Source organism: Pseudomonas sp. GCM10022186 (assembly GCF_042656385.1).
Taxonomy (GTDB): domain Bacteria; phylum Pseudomonadota; class Gammaproteobacteria; order Pseudomonadales; family Pseudomonadaceae; genus Metapseudomonas.
This window is the reverse complement of sequence record NZ_JBHSOU010000010.1, coordinates 1-25,606: the sequence shown is the minus strand read 5'-3', so window position 1 is coordinate 25,606 and position 25,606 is coordinate 1. Positions and strand designations below refer to the sequence as shown.

Below are 25,606 nucleotides of genomic sequence, written 5' to 3'. Positions count from 1 at the left end.
AATCTCAGGCGAAGGGATGGACTGGCCGCTCAGGCGTGTTTTCCCGCTTGCCACCGTTGTTGAGGAATGCCTCGAATGCAATTGCCCACTTTGCCTCCCTCCTTACTGCCGGCGCTGCTGCATGTCATGCGCCCCCTGGTGAGGCTCATGCTCAGAAAGGGCGTCACCTACACCTGCTTTGCCGACCTGCTCAAGGAAGTTTTCGTGGATGTCGCCGAACGCGAATTCCGCCTTGACGACAAGCCACCGAGCGACAGCAGGATCAGCCTGCTCACGGGCGTACATCGCAAGGACGTGAAGCGCCTGCGGGCCAGGGAAGCGGACGCTGATACCGGTTTGCCCCAGGCCGTTTCCTTCGGCGCGCACCTGGTCAGTGTCTGGCTGAACAACACGCCATTCTGTGCCAAGCCCGGCCAGCCGCTGCCCCTGGCGCGCCTGGCCAGCAATGGCGGCGAGTGCTCCTTCGACGGCTTGGTGGCGACGGTCAGCAAGGACATCCGGGCCCGTGTCGTGCTGGACGAGTGGCTGCGCCTGGGGGTGGTACGGATTGACGACCAGGACTGCGTCCATCTGGAGACGATGGCATTCATTCCGCAACGGGGATTCGACGAGAAGACCGCCTACTTCCGGCACAACCTCCACGATCATGCCTGTGCCGCCGTCCACAACCTGACCGAAGGCGGCGAGCCCCTGTTCGAGCGCAGCGTCCACTACGACAGCCTGTCTCCGGCCGCTGTCGAGCAGCTTCGCCAAGCGGTTAGCGTGGAGGGCATGCAGGTACTGCTCGGGCTCAACCAACTGGCCGCCCAGCTGGAAGAGCGGGACGTCCCGCCTCCCGACTCCAGGCAGCGCATCACCATCGGCGTCTATTTCTACACCGAACCCACTCCGCCAGTTGAACCCTCTCCGACAACGGCCCGTTCGCCATGAACACTGCCTCTCGTCTCCTGTGCGCCTTCGCCTTCATTTGCGGCCCGCTCCTGCTGGCTTCGCCCTCGCTGAAGGCGGCGCCCGTCTGCCTCGAGCCGGGCGGCATCGGGGGGACGGGGGCGGTTGCCACCGGCGGTATAGGCGGTACCGGCGCACCGGCTGATGACGAAGGTGGCATCGGCGGTACGGGCATAGTCGGGACTATCACCGGCTTTGGTTCGATCTGTGTCAACGGCGTGGAAGTGCACTACGGCAGCAAGGTTGCGCTCACTGAGAACGGTGTCCCTGCCAGCAGCACGCGCCTGGCCATAGGCCAGGTCGTTGCGGTGGAGGCCGGCCCCTCGCGTCGGGGGCTGGAAGCACGGAGCATCGCCATCCTCCATGCCTATGAAGGGCCGGTCACCGAAGTGGCAGCGGGCCGCACCACCCTGCGGGTGATGGGCCAGCCGGTTCACCTGGCGCCGGATGCTCGCGTGGCCGCGGGGCTGCGCATTGGCGAGCCGGTGCGGGTCAGCGGACTGCGTAATGCCCGGGGCGAAGTGGTCGCCAGCCGCATCGATCGGGCGCCGGACATGGCCCAGGCCAGTGCCATCGGTGCCATCGAGCGGGCCGGCAATCTGCAGGGATTGACCCTGAGCAGGCCCCTGGCGCCCAGTGGCGAGGTGCTGGTGCGCGGGACCTGGAACGGCAGGCAGCTGGATGTGGTCCAGTCCCGTCCCGATCCGGGGCTCCCCTTCGCCGGGCGGGTACGCAACGCCCTGGTCGAAGGCCTGGTCCGCGCCCAGAAGGGCGACCGGATCGAGTTCGGTGGCTTCACTGCCCATCTGGATAGCGGTACCTCATTCGCCGGTGGAAAACCTGCCGACGTTGCGGTTGGCCAACGTATCCGGGTCAGCGGGGTATTCGACAAGGGCCGGGCGATCAGGGCGACGCGAGTCGAGTTCTTCCGGGAGCAACCTGCAACCTCCATCCGGCAGGGTTCCGGCCATGTCGACTCATCCGGGAGCGAAACGGAGCTGCAGGAGCAAGAACACGAGAACGACCACGAAGGTTCCGGACGGGACGAAACCGAGTCCATCGAGCGACGCAGTGACGATGGCGAGACGCGGGAGAGAATCGAGCGAACCGTGGAGTCCGCCTCCGGTGACCTGGAGCGTCGCGAGCGCATCGAGACACGCGAATCCGATGGACGCGTAGAAACCCGGGAGCGAATCGAGGTTTTCGAAAATGGCGTCCGGGTGGAGCGGATCGAACGGATCGAGCGAATCGAACGGCCGGACAAGGCCGACAAGCCGGAACGGGTTGAACGGGTCGAACGCATTGAGCGGGTGGACAAGCCCGAGCGCATCGAGCGCCCCGAAAAGGTCGAAGACGTAGAGCGGGTCGACAGACCAGAAGACCATTCGGGGCCGCATTGAGGGGGCGAATCGATCGCCGCCGGGCGCGGAAATCCGCTAGCCGGCTAAGCTAAGCAGGGCAGGGGGGCTCCCCCTGCATGCCTGCCCGGCGAACCGGGGGTAAGCGGCCTCCGGCGAGGTTCTGCCAGGGCCAGGCATGAACTTCGATGTCCGGATCGCTACGAGGTGAACATGAGCTCCGCTCGCGTGATCTTGCCGGCCCTGCTGGTGTCCCTGGCCATTCCGGCGCTTGCCGAGCAGTTCACGGTTTCCACGGGGCTCGACTACTCGCGGGGGAGATACGGCACGCCGACGACCAGCGAGACCTGGTATGTCCCGGTGATCGCGAAGTATGAAACCGGCCCCATGATCTACAAGTTGACCATCCCTTACCTGCGCATCACCAATCCTTCAGTGGGGCCGGATGGCGAACCCTTGCCGGGAGACTGCGGCAGCGTCGAGAAGGGCCTGGGCGACACCGTGGCCAGCGCGGACTATGCGCTGCTGGATGGCAGTCGAGGCGATGGGTTGTTCGTCGACCTGATCGGCAAGGTCAAATTGCCGACCGCCGATGAAGACAACTGCCTCGGAACCGGCAAGACCGACTTCTCCGGCCAGATAGACCTCACCAAGGCCTTTGGCGTGATCAGCGGATTCGCCACGCTGGGCTGGAAGAAGTTCGGCGACCCTTCGGACTCCGACTTCCACGATCCGATCTTTGCCTCCCTCGGCCTGGTTACCCGAGTCGCGCCCCGGACCTCCGTGGGGGCGGCCTATGACTGGCGAGAAAAAGTGACCTCCGATGGCGATGGGATCCGGGAGTTCACCCTGTTCCTGAACCAGAAGCTCAGCCCGGTCTGGAAAGTCCAGCTGTATGCACTCAAGGGCTATTCCGATGCCAGCCCGGATTCCGGCGGCGGCCTGGTGATCAGCCACCTGTTCTAGGGGCGGTCGAGTCACCAGCGCCGCTTGAATGCTTGCGCCACGCAGGCTGCCCGCTCGAAGACGCAACCGTAGGGTGGACCACGCTTCATCGGTCCACCATTCGAGGTCCGGTTGGGCAGCGCTGGTGGATGAAAAGAGCGTCATCCACCCTACGGCTGAAATTGCGAGTAGGTTGGTGCCGAGCGCAGCGAGGCCCGACAGCGCAAGGTATCGCTGGGCTTCGCACTCGGCACCAGCCTGCGAGAAGCCTGAGCGTCAAAGGCGGAAACGACGACGGGAGCCCTTGGGCTCCCGTCGAGGTGGATCAGTGCGGCTGGTTCAGCGTCAGACGCATGTGGCGGTTCACATCCTTGTACAGCAGGTAACGGAAGCGGCCAGGGCCACCGGAGTAGCAGGCCTGCGGGCAGAAAGCGCGCAGCCACATGAAGTCGCCGGCTTCCACCTCGACCCAGTCCTGGTTGAGGCGATACACCGCCTTGCCTTCCAGCACGTAGAGGCCGTGTTCCATCACATGGGTTTCGGCGAAGGGGATCACGCCGCCCGGCTCGAAGTTGACGATGTTGACGTGCATGTCATGACGCATGTCGCTCATGTCGACGAAGCGGGTGGTGCTCCAGCGGCCTTCGGTGTCCGGCATCACCAGTGGTTCGATGTCCTGCTCGTTGGTGACGAAGGCTTCCGGCAGCGGCACGCCATCCACCTTCTGGTAGTGCTTGCGGATCCAGTGGAAGCGCGCGTGCTGGCCGGAGGTGTTGCGCACCTTCCAGTCGGCACCCGGCGGGATGAAGGCATAGCCGCCGGGCTGGAGGCTGTGTACCTGGCCTTGCAGGGTCAGGCTCAGTTCACCTTCCACCACGAACAGCACCGCTTCGGCGTTGGGGTCCTGTTCCGGCTTGTCGCTGCCGCCATTGGGGGCGAGCTCGACGATGTACTGGGAGAAGGTCTCGGCGAAGCCGGACAGCGGGCGGGCGATGACCCACATGCGCATGTTGTCCCAGAAGGGCAGGTGGCTGGTGACGATGTCACGCATCACGCCCTTGGGGATCACGGCATAGGCTTCGGTGAACATCGCGCGGTCGGTGAGCAGCTCGGTCTGTGCCGGGTGCCCGCCGTGCGGCGCGTAATAGCTGGATTTGGACATGGGGCATTTCCTCATTGTTGTTTTGCTGCCTGGCACGCGTGGCGCCGAGGCGAACAAACCGTGCAGATCGGCGCGCCAGGGGCGGGGCGCTAACCGTCGCTGACAGCCACGATATCCAGCAGCGACTGCATGCACAAATTAAATGTTGAAATCTGCCGTATTCATTTTTCAAATGTGAATCAGCCGCGCGTATCCTGGGCCAACACCCGCGACAGTACCTGGGCGAGCGCCTTGACCATCGGGTCCGCCGCCGGGCGGTGCAGCAACGCCACTTCGAAGACATCCACCGAGGGTAGACCGGTTTTTTTCGACACGACCGCGTGCTCCGCCGTCACCGCGCGCAGTGGCAGCAGGCCGATGCCCATGCCGTCGGCAATGGCCGACTGGATGCCGGTCAGGCTCGAGCTGGTGAAGCTGATGTGCCAGCGTCGACCGATGGACTCCAGGGCGTTGATCATCTCGTCACGGTACACCCCGCGCGGGGGGAAGGTGACGATGGGCAGCGGGTCGAGGTCGATGCAGGGGTTCTTGGCGCTGTCCACCCAGCGCGTCTTCTCCGGCCAGCAGGCCACCGCCTCGCGGCTGTTCTGGCGTTGCTTGAGCAGCACCAGGTCGAGTTCGCCGCGGTCGTAGCTGGCGCTGAGGTCGCGGCTGAGGCCGCTGGTGACTTCCAGCTTCACTTGCGGGTAACGCCGGTTGAAGGCGGCCAACTGCTCGGTGGTGCGGCCACTGGCGAAGTCGTCCGGCACGCCGATGCGCACCGTCAGCGCCACGGTGGCGCCGGAGAGCGCCTCGGCCATCTCATCGTTCAGGGCCAGCAGGCGCCGTGCATAGCCCAACAGCGTCTCGCCGGCGTCGGTGGGCAGCACATCGCGGTTGCCACGCTCCAGCAGGCGATGCCCGGCCATCTCTTCCAGGCGGCGGATCTTCTGGCTGATGGTGGATTGGGTCGAATGCAGGCGCGTCGCGGCGGTGGTGAAGCTGCCGCAGTCGGCCACCGTGACTATGGCTCTCAGCAGGTCGAGGTCGAACAGTCGGCTATTCGATTTGTCACTCTGGTCCATCGCGCTATTCATCTTTCAAATGGCATGAATCGCTTTTAGCAGCTCCCCGAGGGGTGGGGCAATCGCTGGGGCAATGACGTTCCCGAGGATGTCCTGTTCGGGTACTTCGACATTCACCTGCAACGCATCATGGCACCGGTACTCCACCGAGGCAGGAGCCCCGCAGCAGGTCCGCTGCAGGGTGCGCCATGGGCAGAGACTGCTGGATCAGCCCCCGCGCCGTGTCCAGCCGCTGGTGCGCGCGGCGCACCCTACCGAGACGGATTCGTCATGTCTTTCACGGTCAGGGCCGTTTCCTTGTTCTCCAGGCTGGTGCCCCCTGTCCTGGCATGACTCAGGAGACCGATGCGTCAGGGGTGAAAAAGTAGGCCAGGCCCAGAATCAGGTATACGGCGAGCAGTTGCACGCCCTTGAGCCAGTCCGAGCGGCCGTCACCCGCCACCTGGCCGGTGATCAGGACCGCCAGCAGAACGGTCAGGACCAGGCCGCCGGAGAAGGCCAGGTCCATCGGGGCGGCTCCGATGAAATGGCTGGCGAGGACGAGGACCGGGGCAACGAAAAGCGCCACCTGGACGCTGGAGCCGATGGCAATGGAAAGTGACAGGTCCATGCGGTTCTTCATCGCTGCGGAAACTGCGGACGCATGCTCGGCCGCGTTACCGAGAATGGCCACGACGAAGACGCCGACGAACAGGTTACTGAGCCCGAGTTGTCGCGCGCTTGGCTCGATGGACGCGACCAGGATCTCGCTGATCCAGGCAATCAGCAGGGTGGCCAATGCAAGTACCAGAAGCGCCTTTCCCATTGGCCAGAGGGCGCCTTGATCCGAGGTGTGCTGGAGCTCGGGTGTACCCGCGAACAGGCTCTTGTGGGTGATCAGTGAGTACACGAGGAACAGACCGTAGACCAGCAGCAGGACCAGGGAGATATACAGGCTGAGGGACAGGAGCCCGTGTGGGACGCGGGATGCCACGACAGCGTTGTAGGCGGCGGGCAGGATCAGGGCAATGGTGGCCAGGGTCAGTAGCGTGGCCTGCGAACGTGCGGCGGAGGTGTTGTACTGCTGCTCCTTGTGACGCAGCCCGCCCGCCAGCATGGCCGCCCCCATCACCAGCAGAATGTTTCCCACGATGGACCCTGCAATGGAGGCTTTCACCACATCGTGCAAGCCGGCACGCAATGCACTGAGGGCGATGATCAGTTCGGTGGCATTGCCAAAGGTGGCATTGAGCAGCCCGCCCACACCCTCGCCAGAGCGCTCTGCCAGTTGCTCGGTGGCCCGGCCCAGCCATCCCGCCAGCGGAATGATGGCCAGGGCCGCCGCCAGGAAGACAAGCAGGTGATACTCCTGCGCAAAGAGTTCCAGGACGATCGCAATGGGAACGAAGACCAGCATCCAGTTGAGCATCTGGTGCGCTCCTCGGGAGGTCGGAATCCAGCAAGGATGGCCCGTTATCCGAACCTCGTCTAAGCGGGGGCGGGGGAATGTCGATTCACGTCTGCGCATCGACCGCTGCTGTCTGGAGTGTGGGCGAAAGCCGGTTCGTGCGGACATGCGCAATGTGTCCTGCTGCATCCGGATAGTTGGCTACACTGAGGTCGTTTCGAACATGCTTGTCCGGGAATCGGGAGAGCCAGGTGAGCCTGGTGACCGAACAGGACAAGGCCATCCGGCTGGTGCATGCGTGCGGCATGACGTTCAGTTTTTCAGATCTGGCTTTGGCCGAGACTTTCGCCGCCAAACTGGAGAAACGCGTGAGCGCTTCCCGCCCTCTTGTGGAGGAGACGGTAAGACACCGGGCCGGCATGTTGCGCGGTTCCTGGCGATCCGAATCGCAGTGCCCGGCTGCGGGGCATGAGTTGCATCGAACCAACTCCCAGCAGCGATACAAGCAGTCGGTTCGGTGGCGTGGGCCACTCGAAAGGTCATGCTATGTGTTTGCGACCATTCTTTGTTGGCCGGCCATCTACTTTAGCGATGCCGTTTCGGCAAGGAGCGATACATGGTCGATTCAACCAGCAATTTGCATGTAGGCAAACAGGCTGAACCTGGCAAGGAGACCCAGGTCGCGGGAACTACCGACAAGTTGAAACTGGGGGCGCTGATCGCCCTCGTGGTTGGGTCTATGGTCGGCGGGGGGATCTTTTCCCTGCCGCAGAACGTCGCCGCGAGCGCCAGCGCCGGCGCCACCCTGGTCGGCTGGCTGATCACCGGCATCGGCATGCTGATGCTCGCGTTCGTGTTCCAGACCCTCGCCAATCGCAAACCCAAGCTCGATGGCGGGGTGTACGCCTACGCCAAGGCCGGGTTCGGCGACTACATGGGTTTCTCCTCGGCCTGGGGCTACTGGATCAGCGCCTGGATCGGCAACGTCAGCTATATGGTGCTGCTGTTCAGCACCCTGGGCTTCTTCTTCCCCATGTTCGGCGAAGGTAACACGCTGCCGGCGATCATCTGTGCCTCGGTGCTGTTGTGGTTCCTGCATTTCCTGGTGCTGCGCGGTATCAAGGAAGCCGCCTTCATCAACACCCTGACCACCATCGCCAAGATGGTGCCGCTGGCGCTGTTCATCGTCATTGCCGCCGTGGCCTTCAAGATGGATGTGTTCACCTCCGATTTCTGGGGTGCCGGCAACAGCGACCTGGGCACGGTGATGAACCAGGTGCGCAACATGATGCTGGTCACCGTCTGGGTGTTCATCGGTATCGAAGGCGCGAGCATCTTCTCCGCCCGCGCCGAGAAGCGCAGCGATGTCGGCAAGGCCACGGTGGTCGGCTTCATCGGCGTGTTGCTGCTGCTGGTGCTGGTCAACGTACTGTCCCAGGGGATCATGGCCCAGGCCGCGCTGTCCGGTCTGAAGAACCCCTCCATGGCCGGAGTGCTAGAAAGCGTGGTCGGCAGCTGGGGCGCGGTGCTCATCAGCGTCGGGCTGATCATCTCGCTGGCCGGTGCGCTGCTGTCGTGGACCTTGCTGTGTGCGGAAATCCTCTTCGCCAGTGCTCGCGACCACACCATGCCGGAGTTCCTGCGCAAGGAGAACGCCAACCAGGTGCCGGTCAATGCGCTCTGGCTGTCCAATGGGCTGATCCAGCTGTTCCTGATCATCACCCTGTTCAACAGCTCCACCTACCTCAGCCTGCTGTACCTGGCGACCTCCATGATCCTGGTACCGTACTTCTGGTCCGCAGCCTACGCCTTGTTGCTGGCCTGGCGCCAAGAGACCTACGAGCAGGCGCCGGGCGAACGCACCAAGGACCTGGTGATCGCGCTGATCGCCGTGCTCTATGCCATCTGGCTGGTGTACGCGGCGGGCGTGCAGTACCTGCTGCTGTCGGCGTTGCTCTATGCGCCGGGTGCGATCCTGTTCGCCAAGGCCAAGCGTGAACTCGGCCAACCGGTGTTCACCGCCGTGGAGAAGGTGATCTTCGCCGTGGTGCTGATCGGTGCGCTGATCGCCGGCTATGGCCTGTACAGCGGTTTCCTCAGCCTCTGACTCGGAGGTACGCCATGGTGGGCGGTCATTCCGCTCACCTTGGTTATCCGGGAGGCTGCTTCATCGTTCGCAGACACGGTGTGAAGGTGGAGGCCGATGCTTACCACTTCGATAAGAGGCTGAAGGACGAATAAACACAGGGGTAAGGCGTGATGCACCTACCGGGTGAGGAAAAGCGGCGGAGAATACTCGACCCCGTCGACCGAGTAAGCGAGGTGATGTTCGGGTTGCTGATGGCGTTGACCTTCGTGGGATCGCTGAGCGTGGCCACGGCCGGTCGGGAGGAAGCTCGCACCATGTTGATCGCCGCCTTTGGTTGCAATCTGGCCTGGGGCCTGGCCGATGCGGTGATGTATCTGCTGCAAACCTGGACGGGTCGGGCCCGTAACCGAAACCTGTTGATCCGGTTGCGCAACGGTACAACTCCAGAAGAAGGTCAGGCGTTGATCGCCGATGCACTGCCACCGCGCATTGCGGCGGCGGCCGGCAGCGATGGACTGGAGATGCTGCGCCGTCGCATGCTGGAGCACTCCGGTTCGCCCGTTCCCGCACGGCTCGGTATTGACGACTTCAAGGGCGCGTTCGGCATTTTCTTGTTGGTCGTACTGGCGACCTTTCCCCTCGTTATTCCGTTTCTGCTGACCGACAAGACCGGGCTGGCGATTCGCACCTCCAACCTTGTGGCGTTGGTAATGCTGTTTGCCTCCGGCTGGATTCTGGCTCGCCATGCGGGCGGCAATCCCTGGGGCGGCGGAGCGGCAATAGCGGTGGTCGGTACGGCGCTGATGTTCGCGATCATCGCGTTGGGTGGTTGATCGGGAAGGCGTGGTGCAAACAGCCTGGAAAAAGGGACAGCCTCTTTTGCGGAGAGCCGGGAGCGTTCTTCATGCGCCTTCAGGATCAGCGACGTGCGTCAGCCTTTGGCTGCTGAGTCGCTGGCGATGGAGTATGTTGCAGTAGTTTGCCGTTGTCCTGTCATGAGCCGCCAACATGGACCGTCTGTCTACCCTGTTGTCGCAGTTCGGTGTCCGCGCCAACCTGTTTCACAGCGGCAAGCTGTGCGGCGTGGCCTCCTACGATGGTGCTGACCAGCGCGGTCATATCCACCTGCTGCAGGCGGGCAATCTCACCTTGCAGGGCCCCCGGGGCTCCGACCTGCTGCTTACCCGGCCCAGCCTGATCTTCATGCCCCGCCCGATCCGGTACGAAATGGTCCCGGTCGAGCCCGAGGGGGCTCAACTGCTGTGCGCGTCGATGACCTTCGATGGCGGCGCCGGTAACCCCTTGTCCGCCTCGTTACCCGATCTTCTGGTGCTGCCCCTCGATGAACTGCCCCAACTGGCCGACACACTCAACTGGTTGTTCAGTGAGGCGGCAGGCGGCCATTGCGGCAGGGAAGCAGTGCTCGATCGTCTATTCGAACTGCTCATCATCCTGCTGTTCCGGCATCTCCTCGACCACCAGGGGTTGAGTACCGGAATGATGGCCGGGCTGGCCGATCCACGGTTGGCCCGTTCGCTGGTGCAGATGCACAACGCACCGCAGCGTGCCTGGTCAGTCGCGGAACTGGCGAGTGAGTCGAACATGTCGCGTGCGGCCTATGCCGCGCATTTCCGGTCCGTCATAGGACAGACGCCGGCGGAGTATCTGTTGAGTTGGCGGATCAGCCTGGCGCAGAAGCGCCTGCGTGAAGGGCGGCCGATTACGCTGATCGCTGAAGAGGTCGGTTATGAAAGCCCCTCAGCGCTTGCCCGAGCGTTTCGCCGCAAGACGGGCTGCAGCCCGCGGGACTGGATGAAGTCCCTGGCCAGCTGATGGGCAATAGGCCTGAAGCATCGGCATGCTTCAGGCCCTATCCCGGGGAAGTTGTCAGCTCAAGGTGCTTCCATGCTGGTCAGCGAATGGCCTGCCACGAATATGGAGGCGGCAAGCAGTCCCAGGTCCTTGAGCAGAAACTGGCCCGGAGCGACGCTGATGCCCGGGAAGCCGAGGCTGGGCTCGATCACCCCGGGTGTCGAGAACATAAAGCTCAAGGTGGTGAAGAACAGCCCGGCAGAAAGAACGCCACCAATCAATGAAAGCTTTGGCGACAGCAGGCGGCCTGCAATTAGCACACCGATGGATACTTCCAGGACTCCGAGCAGGTTGGAGAAGGTCTCTACACTGAAGATTCCATAAAGCCATCCCAACAAGGGGCTGTTGCTCACCAGCGGAACCAGTCCCTGCGCTTCATAGCTCGTGAACTTCATGCCGCCGAACCAGAAGTAGATGACCGCGAGGGCAAAGTAGGCGCCGTAGGTCCCGATCGCCGTGGTTATGGCGCCGAGCGACAGGTTGTGTGAAAGCGTGTCGTTGCCGTGGCTGGTGATGTTCAAGATGTTCATTGATCTGGCTTCCCGTAGTTGGGCTAAGGGTCGTCCTGGCGAACTTTATTCAGTAGCCACAAGACGATGGTTTTTAGCCTGGGTGAAAACAACCGAGTGGTTATTCAAGGCCCCCTTGCACCAGGGGCCATTAGTTTCCGATGACATTCGAGCCGTTGATGAGTCATCTCCTGTAGTCCCATGCGGTATGCATCGGGCGTGGAGATAGTGTCGTCGCTGGCCTGGCTCTCTTGGGTTCCGAACGTACAGAGTTCGATGCAGATCGTCTAAAGCCACCGACATGTCTTGAGCGCTGGCGCGGCGGATAGCTGTGGGCTTGGCTTTCCAGAAGTGCGAGCCGGCGGGTCGGCTCACCATCGACGAGGACCAGGGCCATGAGCGAACAGAACGGCGATCTGCTGGAGCGGGTGTTGATGGCCCATGGCGGCCTGGAGCGCTGGAACCGCTTCAGCACCGTGAGGGCAGCCGGATGACTTCACACCCGGGTGCTCGTCGCGGCAATGGAGCAAGCCCTGGTGGCGGCAGGCCGGCTCTATAGACTTGCCTCGTATGCCGCCGTGGCTGCGTTCAACCCCGCCTGGCGGCCGAAGAAAGTGGCATCGGCCAGCGACAGGCCCGAGCTGTAGCCGCCACTCCAGCGCGGCAAGCCGCAGGAGGTACGTCCGGCCGCATACAGGCCAGCGATCGGCTCGCGCTTCTCCGTGACGACCTGGCCCGTCGGCAGGGTATCCAGCCCACCGAGGGTGAAATGGGGATAGAACGCATAGCCGATGCGGCAATCCAGCGCGACGAAGGGCGGCTCATTGAGCGGCTTGAGCCATTTCCCGGCTTTATGGAACAGGGGGTCGCGGCCGTCGGCGGCATGGCGGTTATACATTTCCACGGTGTCGGTCAGGGCGCCTTCCGGCAGCCCGAGTTCCCGCTCGACCTCTTCCCAGGTTTCGCCCACGGCGGCGATATCGATGCGGGTGAATTCCGCCGGTCGTTCGAAAATCGCGTTGTCAGCCAGCAGGTAAATGCGGTCACCGGACTGCTGCATGATGTGATGGCCGATGCGCCCGTGGTAGCAGTCCTCGTTGATGAAGCGCTGGCCGCGTTCATTGACGAAGATCCCCTTCACCAGCGACTCCGGCGCGTAGAAGGGCAGGCTGACGAAGGCCTCGTTCATATGGATGGCGGCGCCCCCCACGCTCCTGCCCAGGAGGATGCCCGTCCCGTCGTCGCCAGGTGTGCCGATGGGGTCGTCGGAGCGCAGCAGATGCGGCGCGTAGCGCCTGACCATGTCGCGGTTCATCGCAAAGCCGCCGGCACACAGGACGACGCCGTTGCGGGCGCGTATGAAACGGATCTGGCCATCGCTGCGGGCGACCACGCCATGCACGGTGTTGGCGTCATCGGCAATCAGTGCGAGCACTCGGCTGTCGTACCGCACATCCACGCCGAGCGCTTCGACGCGAGCGGCCAGGGCATCCATGAGCATGCGCCCGCCGCCCCAGCCGACCCACTGCGGGGTGTGCCCGCGAGGGCAGGGCTTGGCCTGTTCCACGAACGGCCAGGCCTCTTCGCTACCGGACCAGATCAAGCAGTCATCCGTCACCGGCTCCATCATTTTTTCCGGCAGGTAGGTGTTCTTGTACCTGACGCCCTGTGCTACCAGCCATTCATAGTGGGCAAGGCTGCTTTCCGCGTAGAGGCGCACCTTCGCCTCGTCCGCGTCGGCACCGCCAGCCATCATCAGGTAGCGAAACAGATCCTCGGTGTCGTCGCTGAAGCCAGCCTCGCGCTGGGCAGGCGTGCCGCCACTGCCCCCCAGGTAGATCTCGCCCCCCGACATGGCGCTGGTACCACCATTTCCGGAAGTGGCCTCCAGCAGCGTCACGGCCGCTCCGGCGCCGGCGGCCTCGATGGCGGCGCTTGCACCAGCGGCACCAAATCCGACGACGAGGACATCGGTCTCGTGATCCCATTGGGGAACCTGGTGGATACGGCAGGGACGTGAGGCGGAGAAGTCGACTGTCATGCATGTGGTCCTTGTTGGTTTTGTCATGCGGGCGCGGCTTGCATTCGAGCGCCCAAGGTACAAGCAGCCGGAAATGCTCCACCTCGTCCACACGGACTAACCCTCGCCTTCGCTCATCGGGCAATGCCGCAGCTACCCAAGGGGTAATGGGCAGTCTTGCAGGTCGAGGGCGTTCGGTTGCGGGATTATCTGGCCGGACGCTTGGGCGCTGCCTTGTTCCAGCGCCGCTCGATGGCACCTGATGAGGCCGCCTTCAGCAGCCGCTTGAAGGTCGGGCACTCCCCATGACTCGGGGCAGGGCAGGCCGCCGCATGCCGCAACCCGTGGCTCATGGCCTTGAGGCGTTTGGCCAGGGCGTCGATCTCATCGGCCTTGGCCAGCAGCAACTGGCGGTCGATGTTCGGCTCGCCATCGGGCGAGAACATCGAGCGAATCTCATCCAGTGACAGCCCGGCCGCCTGGCCCAGGGAAATCAGCGCCAACTGATCCAGGATGCCCGGCGCGAACCAGCGCCTGGTGCCTTGCTGGCTGAGGGAGCGGATCAGCCCCTTCTTTTCGTAGAAACGCAGCGTCGAAGCGGGTACGCCCGAGCGTCTGGCGACCTCTGCAATGTCCATTTCCAGCCCCTTGACTTGAAGTTGACTTCAACTTCTAGAGTGAGTCCCACACCTCCCACCGTCAACGACCAAGGGGCTCACATGACTCTTTTGCACGACATCATCAAGGTCACCTTCATCGGCATCGGCGCCACCGCCGTGATGGATATCTGGCTCGTCCTCCTCAAGCGAATGGGCGTGCAGACACTCAACTTCGCCTTCATCGGGCGCTGGATCGGGCACCTGTTTCGCGGCCGCATTACCCACGCCGCCATCGGCCAGGCGGAACCCATCCCCGGAGAACTGGCGCTGGGCTGGCTCAGCCACTATGCCGTCGGCGTCGGCTTCGCGGCCTTGCTGGTGGGGCTCTTAGGCACGGGCTGGACGGCCAGCCCGACGCTGCTGCCCGCCGTGCTGGTGGGGGTCGGGACGGTCGCCGCACCGCTGCTGGTGATGCAACCGGCCATGGGCGCGGGATTCTTCGCCTCCCGGACGCTCGCGCCCCTGAAGAACTGCCTGCGCAGCCTGGCCAACCACGGCGTCTTCGGCCTTGGCCTGTTCCTGGCCGCCGCCCTGGTCGACTGGGTTGCGCAATAAGTCCGCCGCCCGCTCGAACAACATCCCCCAACCACAGGGACCCATCGCCATGAAAAAGCTTGCTGTCATCTACCACAGCGCCCACGGGCACACCGAACATATCGCCCGGCAGATCTGCGAAGGCGCCCAGGCCGTGGCCAACACCGAAGTTCACCTGCTCAGGGCCGAAGACCTCGACAAGGCGCCGGACCAACTCCTGCACTACCACGGCTATATCCTCGGCTCGCCGACCTACTTCGGTGGCGTTTCCGGCGCCTTCAAGACCTTCATGGATGCCACCGGGCGGCTGTGGCGCAGCCAGCAGCTCAAGGGGCGGCTCGCGGCTGGCTTCACCGTGTCGTCGTTGCCGGCAGGGGACAAGCAGTCGACGCTCATGTCGCTCTTCGTCTTCTGCATGCAGCACGGAATGCTCTGGGTGGGTAACCCCATCCTGCCCGAGCAGCACGCCGGCGTGCCCTACGAGGAAGCCGCCAACCGACTGGGCTCCTGGTCGGGCCTGGTGGCCCAGTCCAGCCACACCGCCCCGGCCGACGCCTTCGCACCAGGCGACGTGAAGACCGCGCGGATGTTCGGCCGACACTTCTCCGAGACCCTGCACCGGCTCGCAGGCGCAGCCTGAGCATCGAGGTGCCTGCATGATTCCCCAACGCTACGGCACGCTGCTGTTCAGCCTGATCCTCTCGGGCCTCATGTCCCTGCTGGTTTCCGGCATCTCCACCTACCGCGCCGCAGGGCTGGCGCGGGACTTTCCCAGCCTCTGGTGTGGCGCCTGGCTCATGGCCTGGCTCTTCGCCTTCCCGGCGGTACTGCTGGTCACGCCGGTGGCGCGGAGGGTGGTCGGATGGTTGGTGCGGGAGGCATGAGGCGAGCCTGGTTCTCTGCTCTGGATGCTGCGCTTGGGCTCTGGCTTTATCTGCGCGCATGGCGCATGGAGATGCGTGACGTGTGAGGTGAGATTGGCGTAACAAAAATCAAACTGTCCCCCCTTTTGGAGTATGTCCCCCGTTTGGGTTCCGACTACTATCCGCCAGCTAGCCGACCAGCTTTTCACCTGTGCAGGAGCCTTGATGCCCCGTTATTACAGGCTTGGCGAGCCACGATGAACCTCGTTGCGCCCGAGGCTGGACGCTTGGGGAGCCGTCCGGATGGGCTGCATGGTTTTGCGCTGTAACCCGACATAACAACAAGAATTGAGGAAATGGATCATGCAAAAGAAGTCGCTGCTGTTCCTGTTGTGCCTGATTTGCCCGCTGGTCTGGGGGGATGGACGAAGCGCCGGGAAGTTGAGTGAAATCCGCAGTCGCAGCCAATTGATGTGTGCCAGCGCGATGGTCTATTTCAATCCGGCCGAACGCACACCCGACCCGCGTGGCTTGAACGCTACCTTCGAGCACCTCAACATAATGGAAACCTACATGGTACAGCTGGGGCAGCCCGCGGCGCTGGTGCAGCCGCTGCGTGCCATGAAGGAAGCTTTCGAAACCCTCGATCGACTGTCTCCGGCCGAGCGCGAGCGTTACCCGGAGCTGATCCAGCAAATGCTCGGCCATCAGCAACAGCTGCAGCAGGCGGCCTCCACTGCTTATGCCAGTGCGGGGCCCGATCCGGTAGCCACCGACCTATGGGCGCAAAGCCAGGCCCTGGCCACGCTGCTGCTGGACTACCAGGTTCGCCTCTACCCGCTGCCGCGGAAGGGCGGCCTGACGCTGACGCCAGATCAGGCAAATGAGCTCGACCAGGCGATAGAGCAGCGTTTCGAGACGTTACTGGCGCGCCATGTCGAGCATGCCGAGGTGTTGTCGAAGGTCAAGGCCAGCTATCTGTTCGTACGTCCGCAACTGCAGCAGGTGGCGAGCGGTGGTAACGCTGGCAGCGGTGGTGCCGAGTTTTATCTCAATCGCGCCTCCGTCGATCTGGACGAGCTGGCGGTTGCGGTGCTGACACCCTCACCCTGAACCGGGCATAGGTTCCTCCACCGTGCAGCCGCTGGTGCGGCTGCCTTCCAGGTACCTTTCCAGCGGGAGAGGGTCGTTACAGAGTCGGGTTGGATAGAGGTACGAAACCCAACGATGCGGGCTGTGACCCGGGCGCGTCGTTGGGCCTCGCTTCGCTCGGACCAGCGTGGCCCGCATCAACCTACGGATTGCATGGGTGTTCTTTCCCCACTTGCGGCAGCGCTTCGTACAGGCGTTGGTACGCCATCGGTGTAGGCATGTTCTGAATCTCAATGACCGGCCCGATGAGCCGGCTTGCGCGACCTATGCTCGATTCCCGCCTCCGACTCCTCCGCAATCGGACTTACGGAGTGCGGGAACGGCTGGAAGTGATGAGGCTTCCAGCTTTCTTCATCAGGTCCGGCCTGCATCGGCTCAAGGGGCTGGATCGCCAGCAGAGGGCAACCGAATGCGCACCGACACCATCGATCTCTACGGTGATGGCACTTTCTTCATTCGCCAGTTCCGACCGCTCCATCAGCCGGTCAGGCAAGTGGTGCTGATATGCGGTGGCCTGGGGATCAACGCCTCCTTCTACCAGGCATTCGCCCATTGGCTCGCCGGCCGAGGGTGTTGCGTTGTGACCTTCGACCATCGGGGGCTGGGGATCAACGCGGTTTCCCGCGCAGAAATGAAACGGATCGACATGGACACTTGGCTCGGGCGGGATCTGAGCACAATTCTCCTGTGGCTGCGCAAGGGCTACCCAGAGCTCCCCCTGTGTTGCATCGGACACAGCTTCGGCGGCGCGACCCTGGGCGCCTCTCCCGCCATCGCCGTGGTTGACCGCATCGTTCTGGTATCGGCGCAGAGCGGCTACCTGGGGGGCTTCGGCCCGCGCATCCGGGCGCTTCTCGGCATCTATGTCTACGTGATGATCCCGCTGCTCGTTCCCGCCTATGGCTATTTCCCCGCACGGAAAATCGGCGCCGGCGAGAACATCCCGCAAAAGGTGATCAGGCGCTGGCGGCGATGGGTGAAGACACCGGGGTATCTCCAGGGGGACTTGAAACTGGATCGGGAAGGGTATCGGCAGTTCCGGGGCTCGCTTACCGCCCTGTCATTCAGCGACGACGCCATGGCTCCGCTGAACACAGTTGCCGAAGTGGCCGATTACTACAGCCAGGCTGCCCATTCGTCCTTGCTGAGCATCTCTCCGGAGGAAACCGGAATGAGCGAGATCGGGCATTTCAGGATGTTTTCCCGTGCTGCTGCGGAAACCATCTGGCCGTTGATTTACGGGAGATTGGTGGATTCGCCGGACTGGCTTGGCGGCGTCCGTTCGTAGCAATGGGCTGTCGAGTTTGAAGCCCTCGCAGGCTGGCAGGCACGCAAGGCGCTTCCAGGCTGCGCCGAGCTAAGGACTAAGGCTTGCTTGACGATGAGGTGTGGGCCGAACAACGGGCTTCACTTTGCCCTCTTCTGCCAAGCCTGCATTCCAGGGGCTGTCAGACTTGATTCCACGTGGAAAGAGGGTTGCTCCAGAAAGGGCTTTCTAAACACCCTCTATTGAGCACGGAGCAACAGGATGTTGTCGCTTGACCCGCGTATTACCCATGCGATTCTTTCCCGGCCTTGGCGAATCGCCCAGGTATTGGCTTTTGTCTCCCTCAGCAAGTTGACCCTGATAGCTGCGCCGTTGCTGCTCGGCCATATAGTCGATGGCCTGACTTCGGAGCAGGGGATCGCCTCGCAAGAGATTTCCTTGCTGGTCCTGGTTTTCTGCGTTGCAGGCGTCATGCAGGTCGTCATTAACCCCATCCAATCGCTTTATCTCTCGAGACTCGTGCAGGAGTGCGTGTGCGAAAGCTCCTTGCAGTGGGTGCGCTGCGTGATGGGGAAGGAGTTCGAAGTCTTCTCCTCCATGCGGATCGGCGGCCTTATCAATACCGTCGATCGAGGCGTGAATGCCTACGAACGGCTTCTGAACTTCATGCTGTTGTCCGGTGTGCCTCTTGTGGTGGAGACGCTGATCGTCGGCGGTGTCCTCCTGTTCTATGGCAGTCCGGGGGTATTTTTCACAGTGCTGCTGGCGGCGGCTGGGTACCTGTACCTGAATCACAGAATCATTCACTGGCGGCGCAGCCATATCGATGCGCTGAACGATCAGGAGGATGAGGTTGCATCGAGTTTCGCCCAGACCTTCGGAGCTGCGAAGGCGATCAAGTGCGAAGGGACTCCAGATTCAGCGCTGGCGTCATTGGATGGTGCTTATCGTGGCTACGCGGCAGCAGCCATCCGGATCGGCTACTCGGCCTCGATATTGGGTTCCGCCAAGGCCCTGTTTATCTGCCTGTCGACGGCGGGCATCCTGCTGTTCGTCTTCATGGACCAGCTCTCGGCCCAGCCCTTCATGACGGTGGGGGAAATGGTCGCGATGTTCACAATCGCCACCGCCTTCTTCAATAGCGTTGCTTCAGTAGCTGAAACTCACCGATTCACCGACCAGTTCGCATCAGACCAGAAGCGGTTTCAACAGGTACTGGACCTGCCGGATTTCAAAGCCGGCGACTCGGCTGGCGCAGACAATCCCGCAGTGCCGAACAGGCTGACGCTCGGGCCGGTCCGAATCCAGCGACCGGAAGCTGAGCTGCTGGAGCTGCCCAACGCCCTTTCCCTGAGGAGAGGGGAGAGCGTGGCGATTATCGGAAGTAGCGGGGCGGGCAAGACAACCCTGCTCGAAGCCTTGGCTGGCGTTCTCGTCGAGTCACGAAGCAACCTGCAGCTTGGGGATTCTTCGTTGGGAAATGTCGGAGGAGCAGCGCAGTTCAGCCAGCTTCGCTATTGCCCGCAGTCGCCCAGCCTGCTCAGTGGGCCTATCGCTGAGGCCGTCCTTTTCGGCCAGCCATACGACCGCCAGAAGCTCTGCGAACATCTGGATTCGCTCGGTCTGCCCAAGCTCGCGGCGGAAATGGACAGTTTCGAAGTGGAGAACCAGGGGACGAACCTGTCCGGTGGAGAAGTGAAGCGTTTGTCGCTTTTGCGAGTGCTCATGAGACCAGGCGCATTCAACCTGTTCGACGAGCCAACCGCTTCACTCGACTCCTCCACTGCGGAGCAGGTGTGGGACCTGCTGTTGCGAAGCTTCGCAGGACAGTCTCTGGTTTGCGTCACCCATGACCTGAAGAGCCTGGATCGCTTTGACCGGGTATGGGTGGTGGACGGCGGACGGCTGATTGCGGCAGGGCATTGGCAGGAGCTGGCGAAGGATGAGCGGGTGGCGGCCATCCTGCGATACATGCGGAGAACTGCCGCTGCCGATAGTGGGCAGCCAGTTCCTTACTAGGTCCGGGGCTGGATTTCGATCGACAGGACCGTCGCGAGTGAGCCTGATCGATACAGCCTTGCGGAAATCAAACGTGGCCCCGATGAAATTCGGGATGGCGCTAGCAAGCGTTCCCCGAATTGCATTCATTGGGCTACGGGCTCTTCATCGTCCATACGGCAAGATTGCTTTCAGCCCGTAGGATGGGTAGAGCTTGCGAAACCCATCAACCTCGATGCGATGGGTTTCGTTCCTCTACCCATCCTACGAATCTGTAAGATTCTTTAAAGCGGCACGTTAGATCAATCGTTTCTGGAAAAAGAAGCGCTTATGATCCAAAGGGAAATTATCGAGACAACCGAACTCGGTAAAACCATGTCTTTGGTAAAATGCAGGTGCTTGGAAATCAAAGGTATCTAGCCAGATTCCGACGCAGCCTTTTTCACGTGCAATGTCTTCCGCCATGTCCATCAGGCGTGAGCCTATGCCTTGTCCCCTAGTTTGTTCAGGTATGGCGAGCAACTCGATGAATAACCAACGATAGAATATCTCACCGTAAAGGCCGCCAATGATTTCATTGGTCTGCTCATCGCGGACCAGTAGAGCGATTGTCTCTGGTTTTGGATCACCCGCTCGAGAAAAATTATGGGCTCGCAAGGGCCGGAGGATAGCCGAGCGCTCAACTTCTCCAGGGTTTGCCATCATTTCGATACGAGTGCTCATTCGCTAATCCTGTAGATATTTATAATGATATTGATATATTGATCCTTGGGAAAACGGGGGTGGATTTATTTTATTCGCTAGCTTTACCATGCGCGCATGGAGATGCGTGGCATGTGAGATGGGACTAGAGTGACGAAATAAGTCTGTCCAGTTTTTGGTTAAAAGTTTAGCGGAGAACTTCAGCGAGTCCGCTGCAGTGCTTGGTTGTGATTAATTTTTATAATCTTTTTTCCCAAAACTCTTGGTCAAAGGATTGACTATATTTTTTAACATCTACGTTCTTGGTTGACAGTGTAAAATCGTATTTTTTGTACAATTCTCGAGCAGATTTTAAGCAGCTGTATGTTTCAAGGCACAACAAGCCTATGTCGTGGTCTTTGCAATGTGAGATAACCTTATTCATTAGTTTTTTGGCAACTCCGCAACCGCGGTATTCGGTTTTGACTAGCAAGAAATTTATAAAAGCGGTTTGATCAGTCTTTAATGATACTGCTATGGAGCCAATGGCTTCATTATCTATAGTGGCAACCCATAGCATGTTGAGCGGGTTTTGAGTTTCCAGAAATGCAATGACTTTTTTGGCGATATCCTTTTCAAAGTTTGAGTCGAATTCAAATTGCTCTGCATATAGTCTTCCATGTGTTGATATCAGCCAGCCAATATCGCCCGGGATTGGATTTCTCAGAATGACTTCCATGAAGAGTTGTTCTCATATTGTTGACTTGGCTGAGGCTAACTCTGGTGAAGACCGGCATCAACCCCTCCCAGCATGACCTGTAGCATCAGTCCGCTCCTGGCCGATCTCTGCCCGTCGTGACCGGCAGAAGTCGATCTGGAGCGGTCGCTGGTGGTCGGCAGCAACCTGCCAGAGCTAGCCATTTATACTTTTTGAACCCCAGGGCGGCTGCTTTTCTAGCCTTTCTGGCGAGTCCCATACCTGACAGTGTCAGGTGGGCCAGAAGATCGATGCTGCCCAAGCCGGGAAGCAGACCAAGGGCGAAGCCCAGTGTTGTGCTGGCGAGTACGGTGATGTGCAGTTTGTTGGTGATCCTCCTGATCGTTCAGTTCTTCCTGCGCAGAATTGCTTTCACGTAGCGGGAGGGGATTTGTGCCTCCATCTCACCATGCAGACGTAGCACTAGGGTTTCGCCGAGCGACCAAATCACCTGGACATCTCTAAGCGAGCACTGCTGATCCAGTGACAGGGTTTTAGGCGGATTCCTCTCGCAGTAACCGCTGTCCAGGGTGATTTCACTCGCCTCGTAGTTACCGAGACCCAGGCCCTTCATGATCCGGTCCGGCATGGTGGTAAGCACGCCGTTGTACAAGGCGATCGCCAGTGCCAGTGGAATGGAGACACAAAGCACGTGATTAATGCCACCAAATGCTGCCATGCAATAACAGGCAATGATGATGCTGAGAATGAAGGGCACGAGAACGAAACCAATGGTTTGAAGCTTGCCAGTGAGCAGACTGCCAAACGCCGAACCGGATTGGGGAAGGGCGCTGAGGGTTACCAGATTGACGATAAGGAGGGCGAGGTAGGTCGAGTACAGGTAGCGAAGAAAACTCCACTTCGGCAGTTTGAATTTCACCTGAACTGCAATCCCGAAGGCCAGAGCTATGAATGCGGGAAGGATGAGGTATGCACTACGGAAAGACGAACCTAAGCTCAGCAAAGTGCTGGAGGAAACAAGGGAATTGATGGCATGGGGGAGGAGAAAGCACAGTGCGATCAACCAGTAGGCATTGCGTGTCTTTTCCTCCTCGGTGTTGCCCACGCGGCGCAGATTGCTCCGGATCAATTTGTGGTTAACGAACAGGTGCACTGTCAGCAGGCCCGGTGCTGCAACACCCGCAGCAAACAGCCCAACGAAGCCAAAGCCGATCAGGGCTGCCGACATCAGTAGTGACGAGAACTGGAAAAGGTCGAAGCTGGGGTAGAAGTGGTTGGTGAAGAAGTACGCGAGAAAGATTGAGAAGCCTACGAAGGGGGGAAGCCACTTGATCAGTTGTGGAAAGTAGCGTGTCGCGTAGTCGCTGGTTCTGGCGACATAGATGTCAAAAATATCCTGCTCCTGCTCCTGCTCCTGCTCCTGCTCCTGCTCCTGCTCCTGCTCCTGCGGTAGTTCTACGCGCGCATCCATGTGCTGATCCCTGACTTCTGGCTATGGCGAGTATGGTAAAAGGCCATTATTCAGCCCGCCACCCCGAACTGCGAACGCCAGAGTCCGGTTCGTAGGATGGTCGGGCGGCGTTCCGCGAGCTTGCGATACCCATCAACCTCGATGCGATGGGTTTCGCAAGCTCTACCCATCCTACGGTTCTTTGCTCCACAGCTTGATGGGCCTTTCTCACGCGTCGGGACAGAGCCTATGGATGGGGCGGGGGAGGGGCAATGCTGATGGTTTGTCGGAACTGGCTGATTGGCCGTGGGGAGTAGCGGTGCTGGGGATGGGCAGTTGGTGGATAAGTAGATAACAACAAAGCGTTATCCACAGCGACTTGCAGCTTGCGTGGGGTGGAGATTTGCGAGGCTCAGTTCCACCGCCAGATTCCACGGAGATCAGCCAAATCTAGGCTGGGAAAATGTTTCTGTCCCCTTCTGCAGTCAGCGCCGTAGTGAAGATATCGCTAGGACTATTGCGAGCTAGCGCATCACAAGGGGGAGTCACGTCGATTTCCTTGTTCAATCACTGCATCAACACTTGGTATGGGCGCAATTCGTTCTTCTTCCCGCACGCATAGAAACTCTGCAGGTGATCCATTTTGAGGTGGTTTCATCCAGGGTTAGCAGCAGCTCCAAATTCCCAAATCCTAATAACTGACCTTGTCTTGTGGTTAAGAAATGTTTGGATTTTTCTTTTTAATGATTAAGAGATGAATACCTATATTGTAGGAAATTAGTTAGTTGTGGCGCTGGTTGGTAGGGTTTGGTAGGTGATTCTGTAGATTGCTCTGTAGGAGTTTTCCTACGATTTTTATAGGTGGTTGTAAATTAATGGGTTTTATTGTGGGGGAGACTCGTTCTTATTTGGTTCCTTTGTTCTTCAGGTGGCTGATGTTGTGAGTGGAAAGAATTCGCTGTTTGGTTGATAACGATAAGCGTTCTTGATTCTGACGAGGAATGCTTATGAATACTCCCTGGGTGCCAGAAGGATATTGGGAAAAATTTCCGCACACCCTGACGGTTATCACAACTTATAAATGCAATGCTGCATGCAAAGAATGCTGCTTTGAGTGTAGTCCTAAATTAACTGCGAGATTGTCATTTGAGGATATTGTTGGGTTTATCGATGGCTCTGTAGAGGCATTTCCAGGTCTTAGGTTGGTGGTGTTTAGTGGTGGTGAGTGTTTCCTATTGGGCGATGATCTGTTGGCATCGATCAGGTATGCAAAGAAATATAATCTGGCTACTCGCTGTGTGACTAACGGATTCTGGGCAAAGACAACCAGTATTGCAAATAGAATGGCTTCTAAACTAGTCGAGTGTGGCCTTGATGAGCTAAATGTAAGTACTGGATCTGATCATGCTGAATGGGTTCCGATAGATGTTGCATTAAATGCTGCAAAAGCTGCTGCAACGCATGGGATATTTACTGTTGTTACCATAGAGCAAGACAAGGTTGATAGTGGGATAATTGACCAGGTCAGGAAGGATGTTGAATTGGCCAGTTTGGAGAAAGCTGGTTTGCTCACCACTCAAGTAAATAGCTGGATGCCGTTTCATAAGGGCAGTGCCGAGCGGACAGCGATTGGTAATAGAGAGTCCATGCTTTGCCAAGGGTGTGATCAAGTTGTCGAAAATTGCGTCCTTACTCCACATCGAGAGATTTCTGGTTGCTGCGGTCTGACCTTTGAACATATCCCTGAAATGAAAATTAACTGGGCTTCTGGAGATTCCCTTCGGGAAAAGTACATTTCTCAGGCGCAAGATTTCTTGAAGATTTGGCTGAAAGTAGATGGTCCATATCAGATCATTAAAAATTTGGCATGGGGCGAGTATAAGGATGATCTAGGAAAAATAGTTCACCCGTGTCAGGCATGTGCGCTTCTACATCAAAGTAGATTACTTCGAGAAAGAATAGTCGAGCAGCATAGCTCTCATATGGGGCGTGTCCTTCGCCAATTCTTTTCGCAAGCGTCCATCATGGTCAATGTCTAGGGGGAAAGGAAAATGCGTCGAAGAGATATTTTCAAGGCTGCTGTACTTGGTGGGGTGGCTTCAGCACTTCCGGTGGCAAGTTCAAATGAGCGGCTGTTCGGAGCGCCTGGTTCGATAATTGCTAAGGATACAGCTTCTGATAATAAATTAAGACTGTTGATGTCGAAAGGGGATATTCCGGTTGAGGTTTGGGAAGATGTTGTGGACTTTTCTAGAGTTTGGTCCGCCGTGAGTAGTGATCTGTCTCTTGCTGGTGAATTTTACGCTGATAGGGAGTCATTCCTAGCGAAGATGGGGGTTGCGGAGGGCACTATAGAGCCTCGTTCTATGGAGGAAAAGCTGTTGTTGGCCAGCCATGATCCGACAATTCGCAAGGCTGCTATAGATGGAGACTACGCAGCTTATCTTGGTAGATTGAAAGAGTTGGGTGTTTTTATGGCAACACCTACTTTGCGTCAACGTGTAGATCGTTTGATGGACGCAGATGGTGAGGCGCTTAGAGATTTTGTCGTGCGATCGCTTTCTGTTTCGTCTCTTGAAGAAGACTACTCAAGTTATTTGGAGAGGTTGAGGTTGCTTGTAGGTGATCAGGGCGTTGAGGGAAATTCTATTCAGGAGAGAGAGAATAGGGTAGGTAAGAAAGGATACCCAGAGGCGGAAATTGAGGGTGCGCAACCGTTTTTGTTCGTGGCGGGTGCTGCAATTGCTGTAGTCGCTATCGGTGTCGCAACTTACGTAGTGGCTGCTGTAAATGTTGCTGTCGGTTTGAATATCGCTGCAAGTATAAGGATCGTGTCCCGGGAAGTGGTGTAACTGAGGTCTAGCCGAAGCGCCGTCAGGCGTAAGAGGAAGGCCATCGTGGTTCTTGGTTAAGGTTGAGTTTGCAGACCT

At 59.7% G+C, this 25,606-nt stretch carries 24 protein-coding genes; 15 read left to right on the top strand and 9 right to left on the bottom strand.

The window, feature by feature from the left end:
• The first annotated feature begins 75 nt into the window (after positions 1-75).
• The 3 genes from ACFPU0_RS06645 (at position 76) to ACFPU0_RS06635 (ending at position 3,272) form a co-directional block, all read left to right on the top strand.
• Complete coding sequence (locus ACFPU0_RS06645; RefSeq protein ID WP_377692033.1) at positions 76-930, top strand: DUF6502 family protein; 855 nt, start codon at positions 76-78, stop codon at positions 928-930.
• On the top strand, positions 927-2,348 hold the full coding sequence (locus ACFPU0_RS06640; RefSeq protein ID WP_377692032.1) for a DUF5666 domain-containing protein: 1,422 nt from the start codon (positions 927-929) through the stop codon (positions 2,346-2,348). Before ACFPU0_RS06645 ends, ACFPU0_RS06640 begins: the two co-directional genes overlap by 4 nt.
• A gap of 171 nt (positions 2,349-2,519) precedes the next feature.
• A complete protein-coding gene (locus ACFPU0_RS06635; protein WP_377692030.1) occupies positions 2,520-3,272 on the top strand; it encodes a hypothetical protein in 753 nt (250 codons plus the stop codon).
• Positions 3,273-3,576: 304 nt separating this feature from the next.
• Here ACFPU0_RS06635 and ACFPU0_RS06630 read toward each other — a convergent pair whose 3' ends face one another.
• The 3 genes from ACFPU0_RS06630 to cax all read right to left on the bottom strand — a co-directional run bounded on the left by ACFPU0_RS06630 (position 3,577) and on the right by cax (position 6,885).
• Positions 3,577-4,413: a bifunctional allantoicase/(S)-ureidoglycine aminohydrolase gene (locus tag ACFPU0_RS06630; protein WP_377692029.1), complete on the bottom strand. Its 837-nt coding sequence runs from the start codon at positions 4,411-4,413 to the stop codon at positions 3,577-3,579.
• Between the two features lie 179 nt (positions 4,414-4,592).
• Positions 4,593-5,477, bottom strand: a complete 885-nt coding sequence (locus ACFPU0_RS06625; RefSeq protein ID WP_377692028.1) for a LysR family transcriptional regulator — start codon at positions 5,475-5,477, stop codon at positions 4,593-4,595.
• Positions 5,478-5,811: 334 nt separating this feature from the next.
• Positions 5,812-6,885 (bottom strand): calcium/proton exchanger, encoded by a 1,074-nt coding sequence (cax, locus tag ACFPU0_RS06620; protein WP_377692027.1) that lies wholly within the window; start codon positions 6,883-6,885, stop codon positions 5,812-5,814.
• 230 nt (positions 6,886-7,115) lie between these two features.
• Between cax and ACFPU0_RS06615 the strand changes: the two genes are divergently transcribed.
• The 4 genes from ACFPU0_RS06615 to ACFPU0_RS06600 all read left to right on the top strand — a co-directional run bounded on the left by ACFPU0_RS06615 (position 7,116) and on the right by ACFPU0_RS06600 (position 10,786).
• The gene (locus tag ACFPU0_RS06615) at positions 7,116-7,511 is read left to right on the top strand and encodes a hypothetical protein (protein WP_377692025.1); all 396 of its coding nucleotides are present in this window, start codon (positions 7,116-7,118) and stop codon (positions 7,509-7,511) included.
• Positions 7,481-8,971, top strand: a complete 1,491-nt coding sequence (arcD, locus tag ACFPU0_RS06610) for an arginine-ornithine antiporter (RefSeq protein WP_377692024.1) — start codon at positions 7,481-7,483, stop codon at positions 8,969-8,971. Before ACFPU0_RS06615 ends, arcD begins: the two co-directional genes overlap by 31 nt.
• A 152-nt stretch (positions 8,972-9,123) precedes the next feature.
• The gene (locus ACFPU0_RS06605) at positions 9,124-9,786 is read left to right on the top strand and encodes a hypothetical protein (protein WP_377692443.1); all 663 of its coding nucleotides are present in this window, start codon (positions 9,124-9,126) and stop codon (positions 9,784-9,786) included.
• Positions 9,787-9,961: 175 nt separating this feature from the next.
• A complete protein-coding gene (locus ACFPU0_RS06600) occupies positions 9,962-10,786 on the top strand; it encodes a cupin domain-containing protein (RefSeq protein ID WP_377692023.1) in 825 nt (274 codons plus the stop codon).
• A gap of 59 nt (positions 10,787-10,845) precedes the next feature.
• Here the strand turns inward: ACFPU0_RS06600 and ACFPU0_RS06595 are convergent, their stop codons facing one another.
• The 3 genes from ACFPU0_RS06595 to ACFPU0_RS06585 all read right to left on the bottom strand — a co-directional run bounded on the left by ACFPU0_RS06595 (position 10,846) and on the right by ACFPU0_RS06585 (position 13,992).
• Positions 10,846-11,355: a YkgB family protein gene (locus ACFPU0_RS06595; protein ID WP_377692022.1), complete on the bottom strand. Its 510-nt coding sequence runs from the start codon at positions 11,353-11,355 to the stop codon at positions 10,846-10,848.
• A gap of 532 nt (positions 11,356-11,887) precedes the next feature.
• The gene (locus tag ACFPU0_RS06590; RefSeq protein ID WP_377692021.1) at positions 11,888-13,375 is read right to left on the bottom strand and encodes an FAD-dependent oxidoreductase; all 1,488 of its coding nucleotides are present in this window, start codon (positions 13,373-13,375) and stop codon (positions 11,888-11,890) included.
• A gap of 185 nt (positions 13,376-13,560) precedes the next feature.
• Positions 13,561-13,992, bottom strand: a complete 432-nt coding sequence (locus tag ACFPU0_RS06585) for a helix-turn-helix domain-containing protein (protein ID WP_377692020.1) — start codon at positions 13,990-13,992, stop codon at positions 13,561-13,563.
• An 81-nt stretch (positions 13,993-14,073) separates the two neighbouring features.
• On the opposite strand from ACFPU0_RS06585, the gene ACFPU0_RS06580 reads away from it, so the two are divergent.
• The 6 genes from ACFPU0_RS06580 (at position 14,074) to ACFPU0_RS06555 (ending at position 19,848) form a co-directional block, all read left to right on the top strand.
• Positions 14,074-14,568, top strand: a complete 495-nt coding sequence (locus ACFPU0_RS06580; protein WP_377692019.1) for a DUF2938 domain-containing protein — start codon at positions 14,074-14,076, stop codon at positions 14,566-14,568.
• 49 nt (positions 14,569-14,617) lie between these two features.
• A complete protein-coding gene (locus ACFPU0_RS06575; RefSeq protein ID WP_377692018.1) occupies positions 14,618-15,187 on the top strand; it encodes a flavodoxin family protein in 570 nt (189 codons plus the stop codon).
• Between the two features lie 16 nt (positions 15,188-15,203).
• Entirely contained in the window at positions 15,204-15,431 is a 228-nt protein-coding gene (locus tag ACFPU0_RS06570) for a DUF2798 domain-containing protein (protein ID WP_377692017.1), read from the top strand.
• A gap of 342 nt (positions 15,432-15,773) precedes the next feature.
• Complete coding sequence (locus tag ACFPU0_RS06565) at positions 15,774-16,523, top strand: hypothetical protein (RefSeq protein ID WP_377692016.1); 750 nt, start codon at positions 15,774-15,776, stop codon at positions 16,521-16,523.
• Between the two features lie 448 nt (positions 16,524-16,971).
• Positions 16,972-17,850, top strand: a complete 879-nt coding sequence (locus ACFPU0_RS06560) for an alpha/beta fold hydrolase (protein ID WP_377692015.1) — start codon at positions 16,972-16,974, stop codon at positions 17,848-17,850.
• 240 nt (positions 17,851-18,090) lie between these two features.
• Positions 18,091-19,848 carry an ATP-binding cassette domain-containing protein gene (locus ACFPU0_RS06555; protein WP_377692014.1) on the top strand — a complete coding sequence of 586 codons (1,758 nt, stop codon included), beginning with the start codon at positions 18,091-18,093 and terminating at the stop codon, positions 19,846-19,848.
• A gap of 276 nt (positions 19,849-20,124) precedes the next feature.
• On the opposite strand, the gene ACFPU0_RS06550 is transcribed toward ACFPU0_RS06555, so the two are convergent.
• The 3 genes from ACFPU0_RS06550 to ACFPU0_RS06540 form a co-directional block, all read right to left on the bottom strand.
• Positions 20,125-20,550: a GNAT family N-acetyltransferase gene (locus tag ACFPU0_RS06550; protein WP_377692013.1), complete on the bottom strand. Its 426-nt coding sequence runs from the start codon at positions 20,548-20,550 to the stop codon at positions 20,125-20,127.
• 217 nt (positions 20,551-20,767) lie between these two features.
• The gene (locus tag ACFPU0_RS06545; RefSeq protein ID WP_377692012.1) at positions 20,768-21,247 is read right to left on the bottom strand and encodes a GNAT family N-acetyltransferase; all 480 of its coding nucleotides are present in this window, start codon (positions 21,245-21,247) and stop codon (positions 20,768-20,770) included.
• Positions 21,248-21,611: 364 nt separating this feature from the next.
• On the bottom strand, positions 21,612-22,697 hold the full coding sequence (locus ACFPU0_RS06540) for a hypothetical protein (protein ID WP_377692011.1): 1,086 nt from the start codon (positions 22,695-22,697) through the stop codon (positions 21,612-21,614).
• A 986-nt stretch (positions 22,698-23,683) separates the two neighbouring features.
• Between ACFPU0_RS06540 and ACFPU0_RS06535 the strand changes: the two genes are divergently transcribed.
• On the top strand, positions 23,684-24,715 hold the full coding sequence (locus tag ACFPU0_RS06535) for a radical SAM protein (RefSeq protein ID WP_377692010.1): 1,032 nt from the start codon (positions 23,684-23,686) through the stop codon (positions 24,713-24,715).
• A 12-nt stretch (positions 24,716-24,727) separates the two neighbouring features.
• On the top strand, positions 24,728-25,528 hold the full coding sequence (locus ACFPU0_RS06530; protein ID WP_377692009.1) for a hypothetical protein: 801 nt from the start codon (positions 24,728-24,730) through the stop codon (positions 25,526-25,528).
• Positions 25,529-25,606 lie beyond the last annotated feature (78 nt).

Excerpts from the sequence above, each read along its gene's own strand:
- ACFPU0_RS06585 (WP_377692020.1), bottom strand. The coding sequence starts at position 13,992 with ATGGACATTGCAGAGGTCGCCAGACGCTCGGGCGTACCCGCTTCGACG.
- cax (WP_377692027.1), bottom strand. The coding sequence starts at position 6,885 with ATGCTCAACTGGATGCTGGTCTTCGTTCCCATTGCGATCGTCCTGGAA.
- ACFPU0_RS06635 (WP_377692030.1), top strand. The coding sequence starts at position 2,520 with ATGAGCTCCGCTCGCGTGATCTTGCCGGCCCTGCTGGTGTCCCTGGCC.
- ACFPU0_RS06530 (WP_377692009.1), top strand. The coding sequence starts at position 24,728 with ATGCGTCGAAGAGATATTTTCAAGGCTGCTGTACTTGGTGGGGTGGCT.
- ACFPU0_RS06640 (WP_377692032.1), top strand. The coding sequence starts at position 927 with ATGAACACTGCCTCTCGTCTCCTGTGCGCCTTCGCCTTCATTTGCGGC.
- ACFPU0_RS06625 (WP_377692028.1), bottom strand. The coding sequence starts at position 5,477 with ATGGACCAGAGTGACAAATCGAATAGCCGACTGTTCGACCTCGACCTG.
- ACFPU0_RS06555 (WP_377692014.1), top strand. The coding sequence starts at position 18,091 with ATGTTGTCGCTTGACCCGCGTATTACCCATGCGATTCTTTCCCGGCCT.
- ACFPU0_RS06560 (WP_377692015.1), top strand. The coding sequence starts at position 16,972 with ATGCGCACCGACACCATCGATCTCTACGGTGATGGCACTTTCTTCATT.
- ACFPU0_RS06590 (WP_377692021.1), bottom strand. The coding sequence starts at position 13,375 with ATGACAGTCGACTTCTCCGCCTCACGTCCCTGCCGTATCCACCAGGTT.
- ACFPU0_RS06570 (WP_377692017.1), top strand. The coding sequence starts at position 15,204 with ATGATTCCCCAACGCTACGGCACGCTGCTGTTCAGCCTGATCCTCTCG.
- ACFPU0_RS06595 (WP_377692022.1), bottom strand. The coding sequence starts at position 11,355 with ATGAACATCTTGAACATCACCAGCCACGGCAACGACACGCTTTCACAC.
- ACFPU0_RS06605 (WP_377692443.1), top strand. The coding sequence starts at position 9,124 with ATGCACCTACCGGGTGAGGAAAAGCGGCGGAGAATACTCGACCCCGTC.
- ACFPU0_RS06645 (WP_377692033.1), top strand. The coding sequence starts at position 76 with ATGCAATTGCCCACTTTGCCTCCCTCCTTACTGCCGGCGCTGCTGCAT.
- ACFPU0_RS06550 (WP_377692013.1), bottom strand. The coding sequence starts at position 20,550 with ATGAGCACTCGTATCGAAATGATGGCAAACCCTGGAGAAGTTGAGCGC.
- ACFPU0_RS06630 (WP_377692029.1), bottom strand. The coding sequence starts at position 4,413 with ATGTCCAAATCCAGCTATTACGCGCCGCACGGCGGGCACCCGGCACAG.
- ACFPU0_RS06565 (WP_377692016.1), top strand. The coding sequence starts at position 15,774 with ATGCAAAAGAAGTCGCTGCTGTTCCTGTTGTGCCTGATTTGCCCGCTG.
- ACFPU0_RS06575 (WP_377692018.1), top strand. The coding sequence starts at position 14,618 with ATGAAAAAGCTTGCTGTCATCTACCACAGCGCCCACGGGCACACCGAA.
- ACFPU0_RS06540 (WP_377692011.1), bottom strand. The coding sequence starts at position 22,697 with ATGGATGCGCGCGTAGAACTACCGCAGGAGCAGGAGCAGGAGCAGGAG.
- ACFPU0_RS06535 (WP_377692010.1), top strand. The coding sequence starts at position 23,684 with ATGAATACTCCCTGGGTGCCAGAAGGATATTGGGAAAAATTTCCGCAC.
- arcD (WP_377692024.1), top strand. The coding sequence starts at position 7,481 with ATGGTCGATTCAACCAGCAATTTGCATGTAGGCAAACAGGCTGAACCT.
- ACFPU0_RS06600 (WP_377692023.1), top strand. The coding sequence starts at position 9,962 with ATGGACCGTCTGTCTACCCTGTTGTCGCAGTTCGGTGTCCGCGCCAAC.
- ACFPU0_RS06580 (WP_377692019.1), top strand. The coding sequence starts at position 14,074 with ATGACTCTTTTGCACGACATCATCAAGGTCACCTTCATCGGCATCGGC.
- ACFPU0_RS06545 (WP_377692012.1), bottom strand. The coding sequence starts at position 21,247 with ATGGAAGTCATTCTGAGAAATCCAATCCCGGGCGATATTGGCTGGCTG.